Origin of the sequence: Chitinophaga pollutisoli, assembly GCF_038396755.1 — a bacterium.
Classification (GTDB): Bacteria; Bacteroidota; Bacteroidia; order Chitinophagales; family Chitinophagaceae; genus Chitinophaga; species Chitinophaga pollutisoli.
In genome coordinates, this window is record NZ_CP149822.1 from 1,489,079 (window position 1) to 1,504,566 (window position 15,488).

Sequence of the window (15,488 nt, forward strand, 5' to 3'; positions counted from 1 at the left end):
TCTACTGTCCCTCTTTCTTACGGATCACATAACTGTCTTTCCCGTTTTCCGTGATCGTGATATCAAAAGACCGCGACAATGTTTTGAAAAACACGTCGATATGATCGGTCGGTATTGTTCCGGTGAATGTTTCTTTCAGCATGGCGGTATCTTCCAGCTGTACTTTCACGCCGGTGTTTTCCTGCAGGGCCAGCAGCACTTCGGCCAGCGTGGCGTCATGGAAAATGAGGCGCTGCTGTTGCCAGGCGGCGTACTGCACGGGATCTACCTGGTTATTGGTCAGCTCCCGGCGCTCGGCGGACCAGGTGACCATATCCCCGGGTTTCATGGCGATCAGCGCCGTATCTTTCCGGTTAAGTTTCAGGTTCACCTTCCCGTTTTGCAATACCACCTGCGTTTGCACGCGGCGGGTGTTCACGTTGAAGGCGGTCCCCACTACCTGGATGTCTACGTCATCCGTATGAACGATAAATTTCCGGTTGGCGGCGAGGTGCTTCACTTCGAAGAAGGCTTCCCCACCCAGCCACACTTCCCGCGTTGAGTCGGCGTGCCATACGGCAGCATATTTTACCGTGGAATTTACATTGAGGCAAACTTCCGAGCCGTCGGGCAGGGTGATGTTCTTCACATCGCCGTAACCGGTGGCCATGGTTACAAATTCTTTTTCCGCTTCCTTTCCCTGGAGCCATACGATCGCCAAGAGACCGATGATGGCGGCCGCGGCGGCCCATGGCAGCCAGCGCACCAGGGTGCGGCGGCTATTGCGGGCGGGCGCTGCATCGATGGAGGCCACTACTTTCGCCCAGGTTGCTTCCTGCATGGATGCTTCCGGAACGGCTTCTCGCTCGTCCGTCATCAGCAACCAGTCTGCCGCGGCCTGTACGGTAGCCGCATGTTCCGGGTGCCGGCGCGTCCACGCTTCCCACTCTTCCGTGAAGCGGATGTCCTTTTGGAGGACCCACTCCCGGAATCCGGGCTGCGATAAGAAGTATTCCAACGTGAAAGTCTGGTCGGCCATGATGATTACTTATACAGGTAAAGCAGGTGGCAAGGAAAATCTTAGCGCCGCTCCCCGTTATTTCTTGAATATTTTTTTCAGTATATAAATCCGTTCCCAAGGAAAGTGATTGCAAAAACGATTTTGTCGCTGTTGTCTTTTAAATATTTCAGCGCTTTGGAGAGCAATACGTAGGCCGAATTGACGGAAAGGGACATGATATCCGCGGTTTCGCGGGTGTCGAGGCCGTGATAATAACGGAGGTACAAAACTTCCTGCTGCCGCGGCGGCAGTTCGGACATCACGCCCGCCAGGCGCGCCCTGCGCTGCAGATCGTTTTGCCGGCCGATAAGATCGTCTTCGGGGGATGATGCGGGCGCATCGTAAAAGGTATCGTCGTCCTGCAACACGAGTTGTTTGCCGAGGTGACGGAGAATGCGCCGTTTGAGGCTGGAAAGCAAATAATACCGGATGGAATCCGTGGAAGAAAGCCCGTTCCTCCCCTGCCAGATGCTAACGAATACATCGTGGATGGCGTCCTGCACGAGGGTCTCGTCTGCATGTACCTTCATGCCATAGCCGAAAAGCGGGCGGAAGTGCTGCCGGTAGATATAATCCAGCGCGCCACGGTCGCCTTCTTTCACTTTATTCCACAGGGCCGGGTCGGACAGGTGGGCGTACCTCCCGCCCGCCTCAATAATATGTTCTGTACCGTTGCTCAATGCCGTTAAAGATAACAAGGGGAATGGTGGAATGCAACAGAAAAGGCTCCCCTGCCTGCCGGTGAGCCCTTATCATGCAGAAAATCAACTACTTTCAACGTTCCAGAAAAAAACGGACGGCCAGGTCGTACCCTTTCATCCCTAAACCGGTAATCACCCCTACCGCGTTGCCGCCGGAGATGGACTTATGCCGGAACTCTTCCCGCGCGTACACATTACTGATATGCACCTCCACCACGGGCGTCTTGATGGCTGCGATGGCGTCGCGGATGGCGTAGGAATAATGGGTATACGCACCGCCGTTGAAGATGATGCCGTCGTAAGAGAACCCCAGTTCCTGCAATTTGTCGATCAGCACGCCTTCCACATTGCTTTGGAAATACGTCAGCTCCACGTTCGGGAACGCGGTTTTCAGGGTTTCAAAATACTGTTCGAAGGAAATCTTTCCGTAAACTTCCGGTTCGCGCTTGCCCAACAGGTTGAGGTTGGGGCCGTTGATGATGGCTATTTTCATGTGATGGATTGCTGATTGTTATAACTTATTCCCCCCAACGGAAGGTATCGTGGTCGAGCCCCGCCAGGTCGATGACGCGGTCCACCACCGTGGCTGCCACGTCCTCGATCGTTTGCGGCCGGGAGTAAAACGAAGGCGTTGCCGGGCAAATAATGCCCCCCGCTTCAGTCACCGCCTGCATATTCCGGATGTGTACCAGGTTGTAAGGCGTATCGCGCAGCACGCAGATGAGCTTCCGGCGCTCTTTCAGCACCACGTCGGCCGCCCGCGTGATCAGGTCGTTGGAGATCCCGCCGGCAATGCGGCCCAGGGTGCCCATCGAGCAGGGACAAATAATCATGGTGCCGAAACGCCCGCTGCCACTGGCGAAAGGGGCATGGAAATCGCCCTGCGAAAAAAACGGGAACGGCAACTGCTCGTACCCCTTCTCATCCAGCTCGGTTTCCCAGACCGTCTTCGCATTCTCGGTCATCACAATGGCCACCTGGTCGATCTGCTCCTTCATCCCGGCCAGCTTTTGCAGGAGCTGCCGGGCGTAAATGGACCCGCTGGCCCCGGTAACCGCCACAACTATACGATGCTTCATACGGCAAATCTACAAAAAACACGGTCCTGTTAAAAAGCATTTACACTTTTCAACACGACCGTGCCATGGGTGAATATTTTCTTAGCTCATCTCAGTCAGTTCCTCCATGCGGATGGACATATGGCTTTCGTCGTACACACATTCCCCGTTGCGGATGAGCAATACCTGCGGAGATTCGTGCTCCACACCGAACTTTTCCGCGATCCGGTTGGAAACCGGGCGGTAACGGATCAGATCGAGGTAATAAAACTCCCACCCTTCGGGCGCCACCGATCTTTCCAGCCGCGATTTGACCATACCGCTGGTAGGGCAGCGCGTGCTGTGTTTAAAAATGACCACAGGGTGGTCGAACGACCGGTGCTGGATCTGGTCCAGCTGTTCTTCACTTTCCAGGGTTGTCCACATATCCTACAAAGATAATGACTAACAATTTTTGTTTTGCTCGTGCTGCACTTTCGTGATCTTCATCGGGCAACCCAGCTTCTGGGAAGCACAGGAAGAAAACAAGGCGGCTACTACTGCCACCGCACAAATTATACCGAATATACGGCGTGCTGAACTCATAGTCTGCGTTTTAGTAATTGAACGAAATTTCATAGGCCTGGATTGTAGAACTTTGTGATCTGTATTTTGTGACGTTATTTTGCAAATATATACATTATATTAAAAAAAACAATCCTATGTGTTGCCGGCGGCATGGAACGGATGACGAACGGGACCGCAATTGAACCTGAAGTTATGGCAAATGTACATTTTATAGCGATAGGCGGCAGTGTGATGCACCAGTTGGCGATCGCGCTGAAGCACAAGGGGTACCGGATTACGGGCAGCGACGACGAAATTTTCGAGCCTTCGCGTACCAACCTCCGCCTGGCGGGCATATTGCCCGATTCCCTGGGCTGGGACCCCTCCCGTGTAACGGCAGACCTTGATGCCGTGATCCTCGGCATGCATGCCCGGGCGGACAATCCCGAGTTGCTGCGCGCCCAGGAACTGAAGCTACCTATCTACTCTTTCCCGGAGTACATTTACCAGGAAAGCCGCAACAAAACCCGCGTGGCCATCGGCGGCAGCCACGGTAAAACGACCATTACCGCTATGGTCATGCACGTTTTACAACAGTGCCAGATGCAGTTCGACTACCTGGTGGGCGCCCGGCTCGAAGGTTTTGCGCAGTCCGTTAACGTCACAAATGCCCCCCTCATTGTGTGCGAAGCGGATGAATATCCGGCTTCCGTCATCGAAAAACGGCCGAAATTCCATTTTCTGCATCCCCAGATCGCCGTTTTGAGCGGGATCGCCTGGGATCATATCAACGTGTTCCCCACCTTCGAAAACTACCTGGAACAGTTCGCCATCTTCATCCGGACGATGGAACCGGGCGGGAGGCTGATCTATAATGAAACCGACGACACCCTCCGCCAGCTGGTGGAAAAGGAAGGCCAACACCTCGTGCTGGAGCCCTACGGCATGCCGGAGCACGTAATCCGCAACGGGATCACCCGCGTGCGCTTCGGGAACGCTTCCACCGATCTGCTGGTATTCGGCGGGCATAACCTCCTGAATATCCACGCCGCGCTGCTCGTGTGCCGGGCCCTCGGCGTGGGCGACATCGACTTCCTGGCGGCCATCGCCTCTTTCAAAGGCGCGGCCAAAAGGCTGGAACTGGTGACTAAAAACGAGGAAACGGCCATTTACCGCGACTTCGCCCACGCGCCTTCCAAGGTGAAAGCCACTATCCAGGCGCTGAAAGACCAGTACCCGGAGCGCAAACTTATTGGCGTATTGGAATTGCATACTTACAGCAGTTTGAACGCGGGATTCATGAAAGAATATGCCGGCGCACTGGATCCGGCGAACGAAGCGGCGGTTTTCTACAGCGGGCATGCCCTGGAGATCAAACGGATGCCGTATCTTGAGCCCGCAGTGATCCGGGAAGGCTTCGGCCGGAAGGATCTGCAAGTTTTCACCAGCCGCGCCGACCTGGAAAAATGGCTCGACGGCCGTTCCTATTCCCATACCAACCTCCTGCTCATGAGCTCCGGCGATTACGAAGGGCTCGACCTGGCGGGATTGAAAAAATATTTACCGGTTCAGAAACCTCAATCATAATAATGTCTGCTTTACAACTTACCCGTCCCCTCGCCGTGATCGACCTGGAGACTACCGGCACAAACGTTGCCACCGACCGAATCATTGAAATCGCTGTCATCAAGGTGATGCCGGACCGTTCCGTGCAGCGCAAGGTAAAGCGGATCAACCCCCAGATGCCTATCCCGTCGGCCAGCACGGCCATCCACGGGATTAAGGACGAAGACGTGGCCGACGCGCCTACCTGGAAGCAGGCGGCCAACGAATTCCGCCAGTTCCTGGAGCATTGCGATATCGCCGGGTACAATTCCAACCGGTTCGATATCCCCATGCTGGTGGAGGAATTCCTCCGCGTGGGCCTGGAATTCGATGTAAAAGACCGTCGTTTTGTGGACGTACAGAAGATTTTCCACCTGATGGAAAAGCGTACCCTCAGCGCCGCGTACAAATTTTACTGCGACAAAGACCTGACCAACGCGCACAGTGCCGAAGCGGATGCCGTGGCTACTTTCGAGATCCTGGAAGCCCAGCTGGTGCGGTACTCCGAGCAGCTGAAAGCGGATGTGGACGCCCTCGCACAGTTCACCAAGGAAGACGAATACGTGGATTTCGCCCGCAGGATCGTGCGGCAGAACGGCACGGAAATTTTCAACTTCGGCAAGTACAAGGGCCGCCCCGTGCGCGATGTGCTGAAACAGGAGCCCCAGTACTACGACTGGATGATGAAAGCCGAGTTCCCGCTTAACACGAAAGAGAAACTGACGGAGATTTACCACGACATGATGCTAAAAAAACCATAAAAGTTAGTTCGTCCGGTAAAAAACCGGAGGATATTATCTATTTTCGCCATCCTTAAATCAATTCAGCTAATTGGAAAAATTAGTTATCATACCCACTTACAACGAAAAAGACAATATCGCGCGCATGATCGAGACGGTCTTTTCGTTGCAACAGGGGTTCCATATCTTAATTGTGGACGACGGCTCGCCGGATGGCACGGGCGCGATCGTGAAAGGCATGCAGCCGCAATATCCGGATCACTTATTTATCGAGGAAAGAAGCGGCAAGCAAGGGCTTGGCACCGCCTATATCCACGGTTTCCGCTGGGCGCTGGCCCGTACCTACCAATACATCTTCGAGATGGACGCCGATTTCTCGCATAACCCGAAGGATCTTATCCGCTTGTATGACGCCTGCGCCAACGGCGGGGCCGATGTGTCGGTGGGGTCGCGGTATGTGCCGGGCGGCAAAACGGAGAACTGGCCCTGGGACAGGGCAGTGCTCTCCTACGGCGCTTCCGTGTACGTGCGCTGCATCACCTGGATGCCCGTGAGGGATGCTACGGCAGGATTCGTTTGCTACACCCGCAAGGTGCTGGAAACCATTGATCTTTCCGACATCCGGTTCGTGGGTTACGCTTTCCAGATCGAGATGAAATTTACCGCCTGGAAGCTCGGTTTCCGGATCGCGGAAGTTCCCATTACATTTATAGATCGTAAAGAAGGCTATTCGAAGATGAGCAAGGGCATTGTGAAAGAAGGGATCTTCGGGGTGCTGAAGATCCAATGGCATAGCCTCTTCGGGAAAAAGCGCCGCTAAAATAGTGCAGTGAAGAAAGCGTTTATTGAACTCCACCTCTCCGTATTCCTCGCCGGGTTTACGGGCATCCTCGGCAAACTGATCACGCTGAATGAGGGATTGCTGGTCTGGTACCGGCTCCTCATCACCGCCGTGACGATGTATTTCCTCTTCCGCTGGCAGGGGAAGCTGAAAAAACTGCCGCTCCGCGACGTGATGCGGATCGGAGGGGTCGGCTGCATCGTGGCGCTGCACTGGATTTTCTTCTACGGCAGTATCAAATACGCCAACGTTTCCATCGGTGTCGTCTGCTTCTCGCTCACCAGTCTTTTCACCGCCGTTTTCGACCCGCTGATCAACCGCCGCCGGTTCGACAAGATGGAGATGTTTCTCAGCATGCTCACCCTGGCGGGCATCCTCCTGATTTTCCATTTCGATACGCAATACCGGACCGGCATCATCCTTGGCGTCATCTCCAGCATGTTCGCAGCGCTGTTTACCGTGCTGAACAAGCAGCTGGTGGTGAAATACGACACAGCCACCATAACGTTTTACGAACTGGGCGTGGGTTTCCTCGGACTTACGCTCCTCATGCCGGCCTACCTGGTCGCCTTTCCTGTTGAAAACATTCTCCCCAGCCTGCCCGATGCCATTTACCTGCTCATCCTTTCCTGGTTCTGTACGGTGATGATGTACACGCTGTCGATGAACGCGCTGAAGAAGATATCGGCGTTTACCGTCAACCTCTGCTTCAACCTCGAACCCTTATACAGCATCGTCCTGGCTTTCATCATTTTCCATGAAAACAAGCTGCTGCACAGCGGCTTTTACGGCGGGCTCGGGCTCATCCTCCTATCCGTAATACTACAGATGCTCCGCGTAGCACGCCAGGCGAAGCATGCACCCGCGCATTGACCGTTTATCACCAAATGACGGGAACTTGATCTGAAATGCCTTATTTTGCGATTATCCTAACCAACTTTACGAACTAAAAAATACTGAACTGGCTTATGACCCGATCTGCAATGTGGCTCGTATCCCTCAGCCTATGGTGCACCGGCGAGATGGCGCAATCCAAAAAACCGCTCGACCACAGCGTGTACGACAGCTGGCAAAACATCGGCGTGAAACTGGTCAGCCCCGACGGGCGCTGGGCCGTTTATACCGTAACGCCCCAGGAAGGCGACGCCACCCTCTTCATCCGTAATCTCCAGACCGGCCGGCAAACCGCCTTCGAACGCGGTACCGCTCCCACGATCACGGATGATAACCGGTTTGTGGCATTCACCGTGAAACCGCGCTTCCAGGAAACGAGGCAGGCCCGCATTAAAAAAACGAAGCCCGACGAGATGCCGAAAGATTCCCTCGTTATTTACGAACTGGAAACGGGTAAAACCCTCGTGCATTCAGCGAAAGTAAAATCCTTCAAAACGCCCGAAAAAGGCAGCGGCATCATCGCTTACCTCGTGGAACCCGCGAAGGATACATCTTCCGCGAAGAAACCAGCAGCAAAACCCGTCGCAGCGGCAGATTTCGCCGATGCGGACGATAACGGACCCGGGAAAGGAGGCGCTTCCGCCGCGGTAGACCTCGTAATCATCCGGACCGGCAAAACACTCGCGTTCGATACTATCCGTCACGTCACATCTTACACTATTTCCAAACCCGGCAACGCCCTCGCCGCCGTGGTGAGCCCGGGTAAAAAAGACAGTCTGGTTACACCGGGCATCATCTTCTGGAACACCGCCAAACGCGAATCGAAATATATCTCAAAAGGTCAGGGCCAATTTGCACAGTTCGCATTCGATGACAAAGGCGAACAACTCGCCTGGACGGTGAGCCGCGACAGCGCCAAAGCCCCCGTAGCCGTTCACGCCCTGGCAGTGTATGGCCCCGGTATGGACACCGCGCGCCTGGCGATCACCCGCAGCAGCAATGGCATGCGCGACACATGGAGCGTATCCGAAAACGGCAGGCTTATATTCTCCCGCAACGGCCAGCGCCTCTTCTTCGGCACTGCGCCCATTCCCAAACCGAAAGACACCACCATCGTGGATTTCGAAGTAGCGAAAGTGGACGTTTGGCATTACCTCGACGACTACCTGCAACCCATGCAGCTCAAAAACCTCGACCGCGAACTGAAACGCAGCTACACCGCCGTTTACTTCCCGGCGGAGAACCGCATGGTACAACTCAGCGACGATTCCATGGAAACGTTCCAGTTCGGCGACGAAGGCAATGCCGAATACGGCCTGGGCACCAGCGACAGCCACTCCCGCATCGCACTGCAATGGACCGGCAAAACCAACAAGAACGCCTGGATGGTGCACATCCCGAGCGGCCGCCGCATGTCCATCAAACAGGACCTGAACGGGCAGATCGCTATTTCGCCGGCGGGCAAATACATCATCTGGTTCGATAACATGAACGGGCAATATTCTTCCTACGACTTCCTTACTGGCTCCACGCGCATCATTTCCGCGGGCATCCCCGTGAAGCTGACCGACGAGGAAATGGACATGCCCGACTTCCCCCAGCCCTACGGCACCAGCGGGTGGATGGAAAACGACAAATACGTATACATCAACGACCGATACGATATCTGGCAGGTAGACCCTTCCGGCAAAGAACCCGCTGTAATGATCACGCAAGGCCTTGGCAGGGCGAACAAAACTGTGCTGCGCAACGTGAAACTCAATCCCGACGAGCGCTTTTACGCACCGAAACAAACCCTCCTGCTCGAAAGCCAGAGCGACGTCACCAAGTTCGGCGGCTTCTGGACAGTGAGACTACTCGATAAAGGCGCGCCGAAACAAGTGGTGAGCGGCCCGTATGCCTACATTGCCCCCGTAAAAGCGAAAAACGCGAGCATGATCCTTTACCAGCGCACTACGTACCAGGAGTCTCCCGATATTTTCGCCGGTGAGGAATTATCGACCGCCAAACGCATCAGCCACCTCAATCCCCAGCAGAAAGAATACAACTGGGGCACGGCGGAACTGTTCAAATGGACGACGTTCAACGGCCAGGAAACCGAGGGTATCCTGTACAAGCCCGAGGACTTCGACCCCGCAAAAAAGTACCCGGTGCTGATTTACTTCTACGAAAAACTGACCGACGGTTTATATGGCTATCAGCCGCCCGCGCCCACACCTTCGCGCCTGAATATTACGTTCTTCGTGAGCCGCGGATATGTGGTGTTGGCGCCGGATATCCGTTATGAAAACGGGCGCCCCGGCAAAAGCGCGTACGATTACATCGTCAGCGGCGCCGAGGCGCTGGCGAAAAACACTTGGATCGACCGGTCGAACATGGCCATCCAGGGACAGAGCTGGGGAGGTTACCAGGTATGCTACCTGGTCACGGCAACTCCCTTGTTCAAGGCAGCCTGGGCGGGTGCGCCGGTGGCCAACATGACGAGTGCTTACGGTGGCATCCGCTGGGAAAGCGGGATGAACCGCCAGTTCCAGTATGAGCACACACAGAGCCGCATCGGGGCCACGTTGTGGGAGAAGCCGGAACTGTACATCGAGAATTCGCCGTTGTTCCATTTGCCGAAAGTGACTACCCCCTGGTAATCATGCATAATGATGCAGATGGTGCAGTGCCCTGGTACCAGGGGATTGAGATGTTCACGGGGCTCCGCCGCCTGGGGAAACCCACCTGGATGCTCAATTACAATGGCGACGCGCATAACCTCATGCAGCGCCAGAACCGAAAAGACATCCAGATCCGCCAGCAGCAGTTCTTCGACCATTACCTGAAAGGCGCCCCAGCTCCTAAATGGCTGGTGAAGGGCGTTCCGGCTACGGATAAAGGCCGCGACTGGGGCTTCGACATCGCTGAATAATCGCTTTTTACCTCTTTTAGTAAAAAGGCGGTCCGTTTCCCGGGCCGCCTTTTTGTTATCGCCTCGTTAACTGGAAGATTTTCAATCCTTTCCACAGATAACAGAAAAATATCTAATTAAAACGCTTTTACATGTAGTTATTTGTCTATATTTACATCGGTTGAAGTACCTACGGATGATTGAATCAATCTAGCAATTAGTCCTATGAACACCTATATCCTTAGTCCGAAAGACAGCCTCCATCCCTTTGTACAGCGCTATATTGTGCTGGAAAACGTGCAATCCACGGCGGAGATTTTCAAACAAAAACTTTTTGCGGCCGGCAAACAGTACCTGGTGTTTATCCGCCAGGGCGGACTTGCCTTCAAACCTGCGGACCACGCGGCGTTTGACCTGCCGAAAGCGGCAGTGACAGGGCCTTTTACCTGTGCGCTGAACGCGCGGGTGACCGGGCCGCTCAGCATGGTGGTCGTACAGCTGAACGCTTATGCCAGCCATCGCCTGATGGGCATCAGCATGGAATCGGTAACGAATTATTTCCGTGACCTGAGCCGTATCAAAGGCAACTGGGCGGAAGTGAGCGCATCGATCCGGAATGCGGCAGACATCCATACAATTCATCATATCCTAGACCAGGCGCTGGAAAGCCTGATCCCGCACCAGCAATCGTCCCTGAAACAGGTGGATGAAATGGTGGATTACCTAATCGAACAAAAAGGGAACGTGGCCATGATCGACCTCGCCCTTCGTTTCAAAACCAGCCGACATACACTCGAGCGCCAGTTCATGGAAGTGACCGGCCTCACCCCTCAATTGTACAACCGCATTCTGCGCAGACAACGGTTTGCGTAACGATTTTGACTTGTACGGAATATACAATGCGCCGGATCTCATGCATCCGGCGTTTTTGTTTTATTTTTAAGACGAAAAAAAGGAATCATGCAACAGCCATTGGAAGCCACGAAAGGAAACTACCGCATTACTACCGACAAGCAGGCGCTGCAACTGCCCGTTATCCACCGCTACCTCAGCGTAGACAGTTACTGGGCGCAGGATATTCCTGCTTCACTGGTGGCAACGTCCATCGAGCATTCGTTGTGCTTTGGCATGTTCCATGCGGGGGAACAGGTTGGGTTTGCCCGCGTGGTGACCGATTACGCGACGTTCGGTTACCTGGCAGACGTGTTTGTGCTGGCGGAACACCGCGGGCAGGGGCTTTCGAAGTGGTTGATGGAGGTAATCCTCTCCCACCCCGGGCTGCAGCAACTGCGCCGCATGCTGCTCATGACGCAGGACGCGCAGGGATTGTATGAACAATACGGCTTTACGGTGTGGGAATACCCGGAAAGGTGCATGAGCAAAAGGATTGGAGCATCCTATTCCGAGATGAAAAACCAAAAGGCATGAAAAAGATCCTGACCTGGGCTGTCATTATACTCTTTATCATCGGCATTTTCATGCTGGGGCGTTGTACGGGCAACCGCGGCAGTTCCATCAGCGAAAAGGCCGTCAACAATGTACTGCTGATCCGTGAGATCGCGGAGCTTGCCAGCCTGGAAGTACAGGGCACGGCCACTTTCAAGCAAAGCAACATCAGCAACAGCGGGGAATGGAGCGATAACCTCAAGCGGGTATTTGCTGAAAATACGGCCTGGGTATCGGTGCCGTATATCGCCAAATACGGCGTGGATACGGACAGTACCAATTTCCATCTCACCGTGAAAGATACGACCGTATTCATAAAGCTGCCGCAACCGAAACTGCTGAGCTTCGAATTGCGGATGAACCGGATGGAAACTTCGTCCCGCAAAGGCTGGTTCACGTTTTCGGACGATGAAACCTACACCGAAGTGCAGAAAAAACTCTATGATACCGAACGCTCACAGATGGAGGAAAATGTGATGAACCAGAAGCAGTGCATGAACAAGATCATCGCCATTTTGCGCAACTATTACACGCCTTTGGGATACGAAGTGAAAGTGGAATTCACGGGAAACGACACTTCTTTACAGGGACCGGGACTGGAATAGACATCACGCGGCGTACTGCGTGATATACTTTACCAGCAAGCGTTTGGCGATGGGTAACAACGTTTCCTCAACCGGAAAAACCAGGCCGGTTTCTACCGTGTATACAGCAGGGTTAGGCAATTCCCGGAAGTTGCGGATGAGGTCGGATTTAATGCTTTGCTGCGTGTTGGCCAGGCTGCGGATGTAGGTGCTGATGAATTGGGTGTGGATACCCCGGAACTTTTCGTCGTGCCGTTCGAAGATCGTTAGCCGGTATTGATAGACGCGTGTGTCGGCGGCATGCCCGTCGCAGAGCAGCATGTAGCCCTCCTGGCTGTCGAGCGGAACGATGCCGACGGGTGTAATGTTGAGCTGGTCTTCCACGAATTCGTAGATCTCCGTTCCGCCCTGGATGGCGCCGTTCATTTCGGGGAGGGAAAACTGGATGATGTACTCCAGTTCTTCCATCAGTTCATCGTCGGCCGCGATTTGTTCGTAGAGAATTTGCAGCCGCTGCAGGTTAACGGCAGTGATCCGTTTTGGGAACTGTTGTTGCAGGAATTTTTTAGTATCCCGGAACGAAACGAGGTTGTTGTAATGATAGATGAGATCGCTTAACTGGGGGTATAATTTGTTCTCCCGGAAGCAATGGTTGATTTCCTGCAAATAAGCCAGTAAAGTGTATTTCTTCAACTCAAAATCGATATAGCCGTCGGCAAACCACGTCTCGCTCAATACTTTCATAGCCCTGGATAATTTATTCGTCTACCTGAATTTACGGATTTTTTCTTGTATGCGTTTTGCGCGCCCAATTACCAATAATTATTTATTAATACGTAATCATTTCAATATCTTACCAATACAAGTAGCTATTTTTCACCCACCTACCCAAAAGGGAAACCTGAAAATTATTTCAAGGTATGCCGAACAGAATATTGAGTTAATTCCTTATCTTCATTCAGTATTATTTTTCATTTTTTAATTTTTTTATCATGAACATCTACGTAGCCAACCTCCACTACAGGTTGAACGATGAGGACCTTCACCAAATCTTTAGCGAATTCGGGCAAGTTACCTCTGCTAAAATCATTAAGGATCACGAAACCGGTCGTTCACGTGGTTTTGGTTTTGTTGAGATGCCGAATCAAGAAGAAGGCACCTTGGCAATGGAGCGTCTGAACGGTAGTGAAGTAGAAGGCAAACAACTGATGGTCAACGAAGCTCGTCCGAAACAGCCCTCCAATGGTGGTGGCGGTTTCCGCAACAATCGTCCTGGTGGCGGTGGCGGATACGGCGGCGGCGGACGCGATCGTCGTTATTAATAGGCAGATTAGTTTCTTATCGATCCTATATAAGGCTTCCCTGGCGGGAAGCCTTTTTTTGCGTTTATTCCTAAACGCACACACCGGAAAAGGTTTCCGATCACCTCGCTTACCTCCACCCCAATCCAAAAAACAGCGCAAATCGATGCGCCGCTGCATCATTACAATACCCTCCGGCAACCCATGGATTAAGTCCTACAGCGACTTAATCTCCCTTCTGAAATGCTATTTTTAAAACTGGCGTGTAATCGATTACAATATGTAGATATTCCTCACATCCACACTTCCAACAAGCTCATTTGCCTCGATAATACAGGGTGAAAACGAAGCGCCGGCACATAAATGCAATTGGCAAACCAATCTTGCATATTACGCGGCTGTCCAGGGTTTTATACTATTACAGGACACATTCCTTCTTACATAAAAAAAGCGCGGCGGAACCGGGGTTCCGCCGCGCTTTACAAGAATTATTTTTTCCTTTAGTAACCTCTGGAAGGATCGAAGTTTTCCAGCTCCGTAGCCACGGCGCTGAGGAACGTCGAGCCCAGCGATCCGTCCACGATACGGTGATCGTACGACATCGATAGGTACATCATGTGGCGGATGGCGATGGAATCACCCTGCTCCGTTTCCACAACCACCGGGCGTTTTTTAATGGCGCCCACCGCCAGTATCGCTACTTGCGGCTGGTTGATGATCGGCGTGCCGGTGAGGCTGCCAAATGTACCCACATTGGTGATGGTAAAGGTACCATCCTGCGTGTTTTCAGGCTTCAAACGGTTCTGGCGCGCGGCGTTGGCGAGGTTGTTCACCTGCTTGGTAAGACCCACCAGGTTGAGCATATCCGCGTTGCGGATCACCGGCACGATAAGGTTGCCGGAAGGCAGCGCGGTGGCCATGCCGATATTGATATCTTTTTTGAGGATGATCTTGTCGCCATCGAGCGAGCAATTCACCAGCGGGAATCGCTTGATGCATTTTACTACGGCTTCCACGAACAGCGGCATGAAGGTGATCTTCTCCCCTTCGCGCTTTTCGAAATCCTTCTTCACGTTATCGCGCCAGCGTACCATGTTGGTCACATCGCATTCCGCGAAGCTGGTAACGTGGGGGAAGTGTGCTTGCTGCGCACCATATGGTCGGCGATCAGCTTGCGCATGCGGTCCATTTCGATGATCTCCACATTGCCGCCATAAGAATTGGAAGCGGCTACAGTAGTGATTTCGCGGGAAGGAGCGGGAGCGGCTTGAGGTGCCTCGCGGATCACTTCCGGCTCTTGTACGTTTGCACCGCGGTTGGCGATGTAATCGAGAATGTCTTTTTTCGTAACGCGGCCTTCGTTGCCGGAACCTGGAATCTTTTCGAGCTCGGCGAATGAAACGCCTTCCTGTTGTGCGATAGTAAGTACGAGTGGGGAATAGAAGCGGGCTTCTCCGGATGAAGGCACCGTGGCGGCGGCCTGTGGACGGGGCGGCGCAGTCTGGTATTGGGGCTCGGCAGGGCGGGCGGCTTCCGGCGCGGGTGCGGCGGCAGGAGAAGGAGCAACCGGCGCGTCGGCGGCGGTTTCCACCCTGGCGATCACCGTACCAACGGGCACCACGTCGTTTTCATTAAAAAGGATTTCAGTGATCACGCCGTCTGCTATCGACGGCACTTCACTATCCACTTTGTCCGTAGCGATCTCCAGCACCGTATCGTCCACCTTCACCACATCGCCGGGCTTCTTGTGCCAGCGAAGAATAGTGGCTTCCATGATGCTTTCTCCCATTTTGGGCATCACCAGTTCGACAATTGCCATATAAGTGATTGTTTTAGTAGA

Annotated in this window: 16 protein-coding genes and 1 pseudogene; 10 read left to right on the forward strand and 7 right to left on the reverse strand. The window is 53.5% G+C overall.

Going from position 1 to position 15,488, the window contains the following annotated elements; all coding sequences use genetic code 11:
• Position 1: 1 nt before the first annotated feature.
• From WJU16_RS06085 to ytxJ, 5 genes are all read right to left on the reverse strand, one after another.
• Positions 2-1,018: a FecR domain-containing protein gene (locus tag WJU16_RS06085; RefSeq protein WP_341837436.1), complete on the reverse strand. Its 1,017-nt coding sequence runs from the start codon at positions 1,016-1,018 to the stop codon at positions 2-4.
• Between the two features lie 77 nt (positions 1,019-1,095).
• Positions 1,096-1,719 carry a sigma-70 family RNA polymerase sigma factor gene (locus WJU16_RS06090; protein ID WP_341837437.1) on the reverse strand — a complete coding sequence of 208 codons (624 nt, stop codon included), beginning with the start codon at positions 1,717-1,719 and terminating at the stop codon, positions 1,096-1,098.
• A 94-nt stretch (positions 1,720-1,813) separates the two neighbouring features.
• Complete coding sequence (gene aroQ, locus WJU16_RS06095; protein ID WP_341837438.1) at positions 1,814-2,233, reverse strand: type II 3-dehydroquinate dehydratase; 420 nt, start codon at positions 2,231-2,233, stop codon at positions 1,814-1,816.
• 25 nt (positions 2,234-2,258) lie between these two features.
• Positions 2,259-2,819 (reverse strand): UbiX family flavin prenyltransferase, encoded by a 561-nt coding sequence (locus tag WJU16_RS06100; RefSeq protein ID WP_341837439.1) that lies wholly within the window; start codon positions 2,817-2,819, stop codon positions 2,259-2,261.
• Between the two features lie 81 nt (positions 2,820-2,900).
• The gene (ytxJ, locus tag WJU16_RS06105; RefSeq protein ID WP_341837440.1) at positions 2,901-3,224 is read right to left on the reverse strand and encodes a bacillithiol system redox-active protein YtxJ; all 324 of its coding nucleotides are present in this window, start codon (positions 3,222-3,224) and stop codon (positions 2,901-2,903) included.
• Positions 3,225-3,557: 333 nt separating this feature from the next.
• Between ytxJ and murC the strand changes: the two genes are divergently transcribed.
• From murC to WJU16_RS06150, 9 genes are all read left to right on the forward strand, one after another.
• Positions 3,558-4,931 carry a Mur ligase family protein gene (gene murC / locus WJU16_RS06110; RefSeq protein ID WP_341837441.1) on the forward strand — a complete coding sequence of 458 codons (1,374 nt, stop codon included), beginning with the start codon at positions 3,558-3,560 and terminating at the stop codon, positions 4,929-4,931.
• A gap of 2 nt (positions 4,932-4,933) precedes the next feature.
• Positions 4,934-5,710 (forward strand): 3'-5' exonuclease, encoded by a 777-nt coding sequence (locus tag WJU16_RS06115; protein WP_341837442.1) that lies wholly within the window; start codon positions 4,934-4,936, stop codon positions 5,708-5,710.
• A 70-nt stretch (positions 5,711-5,780) separates the two neighbouring features.
• Positions 5,781-6,509, forward strand: a complete 729-nt coding sequence (locus tag WJU16_RS06120) for a polyprenol monophosphomannose synthase (RefSeq protein WP_341837443.1) — start codon at positions 5,781-5,783, stop codon at positions 6,507-6,509.
• A gap of 9 nt (positions 6,510-6,518) precedes the next feature.
• A complete protein-coding gene (locus tag WJU16_RS06125) occupies positions 6,519-7,403 on the forward strand; it encodes a DMT family transporter (RefSeq protein ID WP_341837444.1) in 885 nt (294 codons plus the stop codon).
• A 95-nt stretch (positions 7,404-7,498) separates the two neighbouring features.
• Positions 7,499-10,066: a prolyl oligopeptidase family serine peptidase gene (locus WJU16_RS06130; RefSeq protein WP_341837445.1), complete on the forward strand. Its 2,568-nt coding sequence runs from the start codon at positions 7,499-7,501 to the stop codon at positions 10,064-10,066.
• A 2-nt stretch (positions 10,067-10,068) separates the two neighbouring features.
• Complete coding sequence (locus WJU16_RS06135; protein WP_341837446.1) at positions 10,069-10,338, forward strand: prolyl oligopeptidase family serine peptidase; 270 nt, start codon at positions 10,069-10,071, stop codon at positions 10,336-10,338.
• 204 nt (positions 10,339-10,542) lie between these two features.
• Positions 10,543-11,190, forward strand: a complete 648-nt coding sequence (locus WJU16_RS06140) for a DUF6597 domain-containing transcriptional factor (RefSeq protein ID WP_341837447.1) — start codon at positions 10,543-10,545, stop codon at positions 11,188-11,190.
• An 87-nt stretch (positions 11,191-11,277) separates the two neighbouring features.
• Positions 11,278-11,745 (forward strand): GNAT family N-acetyltransferase, encoded by a 468-nt coding sequence (locus tag WJU16_RS06145; protein WP_341837448.1) that lies wholly within the window; start codon positions 11,278-11,280, stop codon positions 11,743-11,745.
• On the forward strand, positions 11,742-12,368 hold the full coding sequence (locus WJU16_RS06150) for a DUF4230 domain-containing protein (protein WP_341837449.1): 627 nt from the start codon (positions 11,742-11,744) through the stop codon (positions 12,366-12,368). Before WJU16_RS06145 ends, WJU16_RS06150 begins: the two co-directional genes overlap by 4 nt.
• A gap of 3 nt (positions 12,369-12,371) precedes the next feature.
• Here WJU16_RS06150 and WJU16_RS06155 read toward each other — a convergent pair whose 3' ends face one another.
• The gene (locus WJU16_RS06155) at positions 12,372-13,091 is read right to left on the reverse strand and encodes a hypothetical protein (RefSeq protein ID WP_341837450.1); all 720 of its coding nucleotides are present in this window, start codon (positions 13,089-13,091) and stop codon (positions 12,372-12,374) included.
• Positions 13,092-13,339: 248 nt separating this feature from the next.
• On the opposite strand from WJU16_RS06155, the gene WJU16_RS06160 reads away from it, so the two are divergent.
• Positions 13,340-13,669 carry an RNA-binding protein gene (locus tag WJU16_RS06160; RefSeq protein ID WP_341837451.1) on the forward strand — a complete coding sequence of 110 codons (330 nt, stop codon included), beginning with the start codon at positions 13,340-13,342 and terminating at the stop codon, positions 13,667-13,669.
• A 479-nt stretch (positions 13,670-14,148) separates the two neighbouring features.
• On the opposite strand, the pseudogene WJU16_RS26025 reads toward WJU16_RS06160, so the two are convergent.
• Positions 14,149-15,467, reverse strand: a pseudogene (locus WJU16_RS26025) (dihydrolipoamide acetyltransferase family protein).
• Between the last annotated feature and the right edge of the window lie 21 nt (positions 15,468-15,488).

Coding starts and splice junctions, on each gene's coding strand:
- ytxJ (WP_341837440.1), bottom strand. CDS start 3,224: ATGTGGACAACCCTGGAAAGTGAAGAACAGCTGGACCAGATCCAGCAC.
- WJU16_RS06155 (WP_341837450.1), bottom strand. CDS start 13,091: ATGAAAGTATTGAGCGAGACGTGGTTTGCCGACGGCTATATCGATTTT.
- aroQ (WP_341837438.1), bottom strand. CDS start 2,233: ATGAAAATAGCCATCATCAACGGCCCCAACCTCAACCTGTTGGGCAAG.
- WJU16_RS06150 (WP_341837449.1), top strand. CDS start 11,742: ATGAAAAAGATCCTGACCTGGGCTGTCATTATACTCTTTATCATCGGC.
- murC (WP_341837441.1), top strand. CDS start 3,558: ATGGCAAATGTACATTTTATAGCGATAGGCGGCAGTGTGATGCACCAG.
- WJU16_RS06160 (WP_341837451.1), top strand. CDS start 13,340: ATGAACATCTACGTAGCCAACCTCCACTACAGGTTGAACGATGAGGAC.
- WJU16_RS06145 (WP_341837448.1), top strand. CDS start 11,278: ATGCAACAGCCATTGGAAGCCACGAAAGGAAACTACCGCATTACTACC.
- WJU16_RS06115 (WP_341837442.1), top strand. CDS start 4,934: ATGTCTGCTTTACAACTTACCCGTCCCCTCGCCGTGATCGACCTGGAG.
- WJU16_RS06100 (WP_341837439.1), bottom strand. CDS start 2,819: ATGAAGCATCGTATAGTTGTGGCGGTTACCGGGGCCAGCGGGTCCATT.
- WJU16_RS06135 (WP_341837446.1), top strand. CDS start 10,069: ATGCATAATGATGCAGATGGTGCAGTGCCCTGGTACCAGGGGATTGAG.
- WJU16_RS06085 (WP_341837436.1), bottom strand. CDS start 1,018: ATGGCCGACCAGACTTTCACGTTGGAATACTTCTTATCGCAGCCCGGA.
- WJU16_RS06140 (WP_341837447.1), top strand. CDS start 10,543: ATGAACACCTATATCCTTAGTCCGAAAGACAGCCTCCATCCCTTTGTA.
- WJU16_RS06130 (WP_341837445.1), top strand. CDS start 7,499: ATGACCCGATCTGCAATGTGGCTCGTATCCCTCAGCCTATGGTGCACC.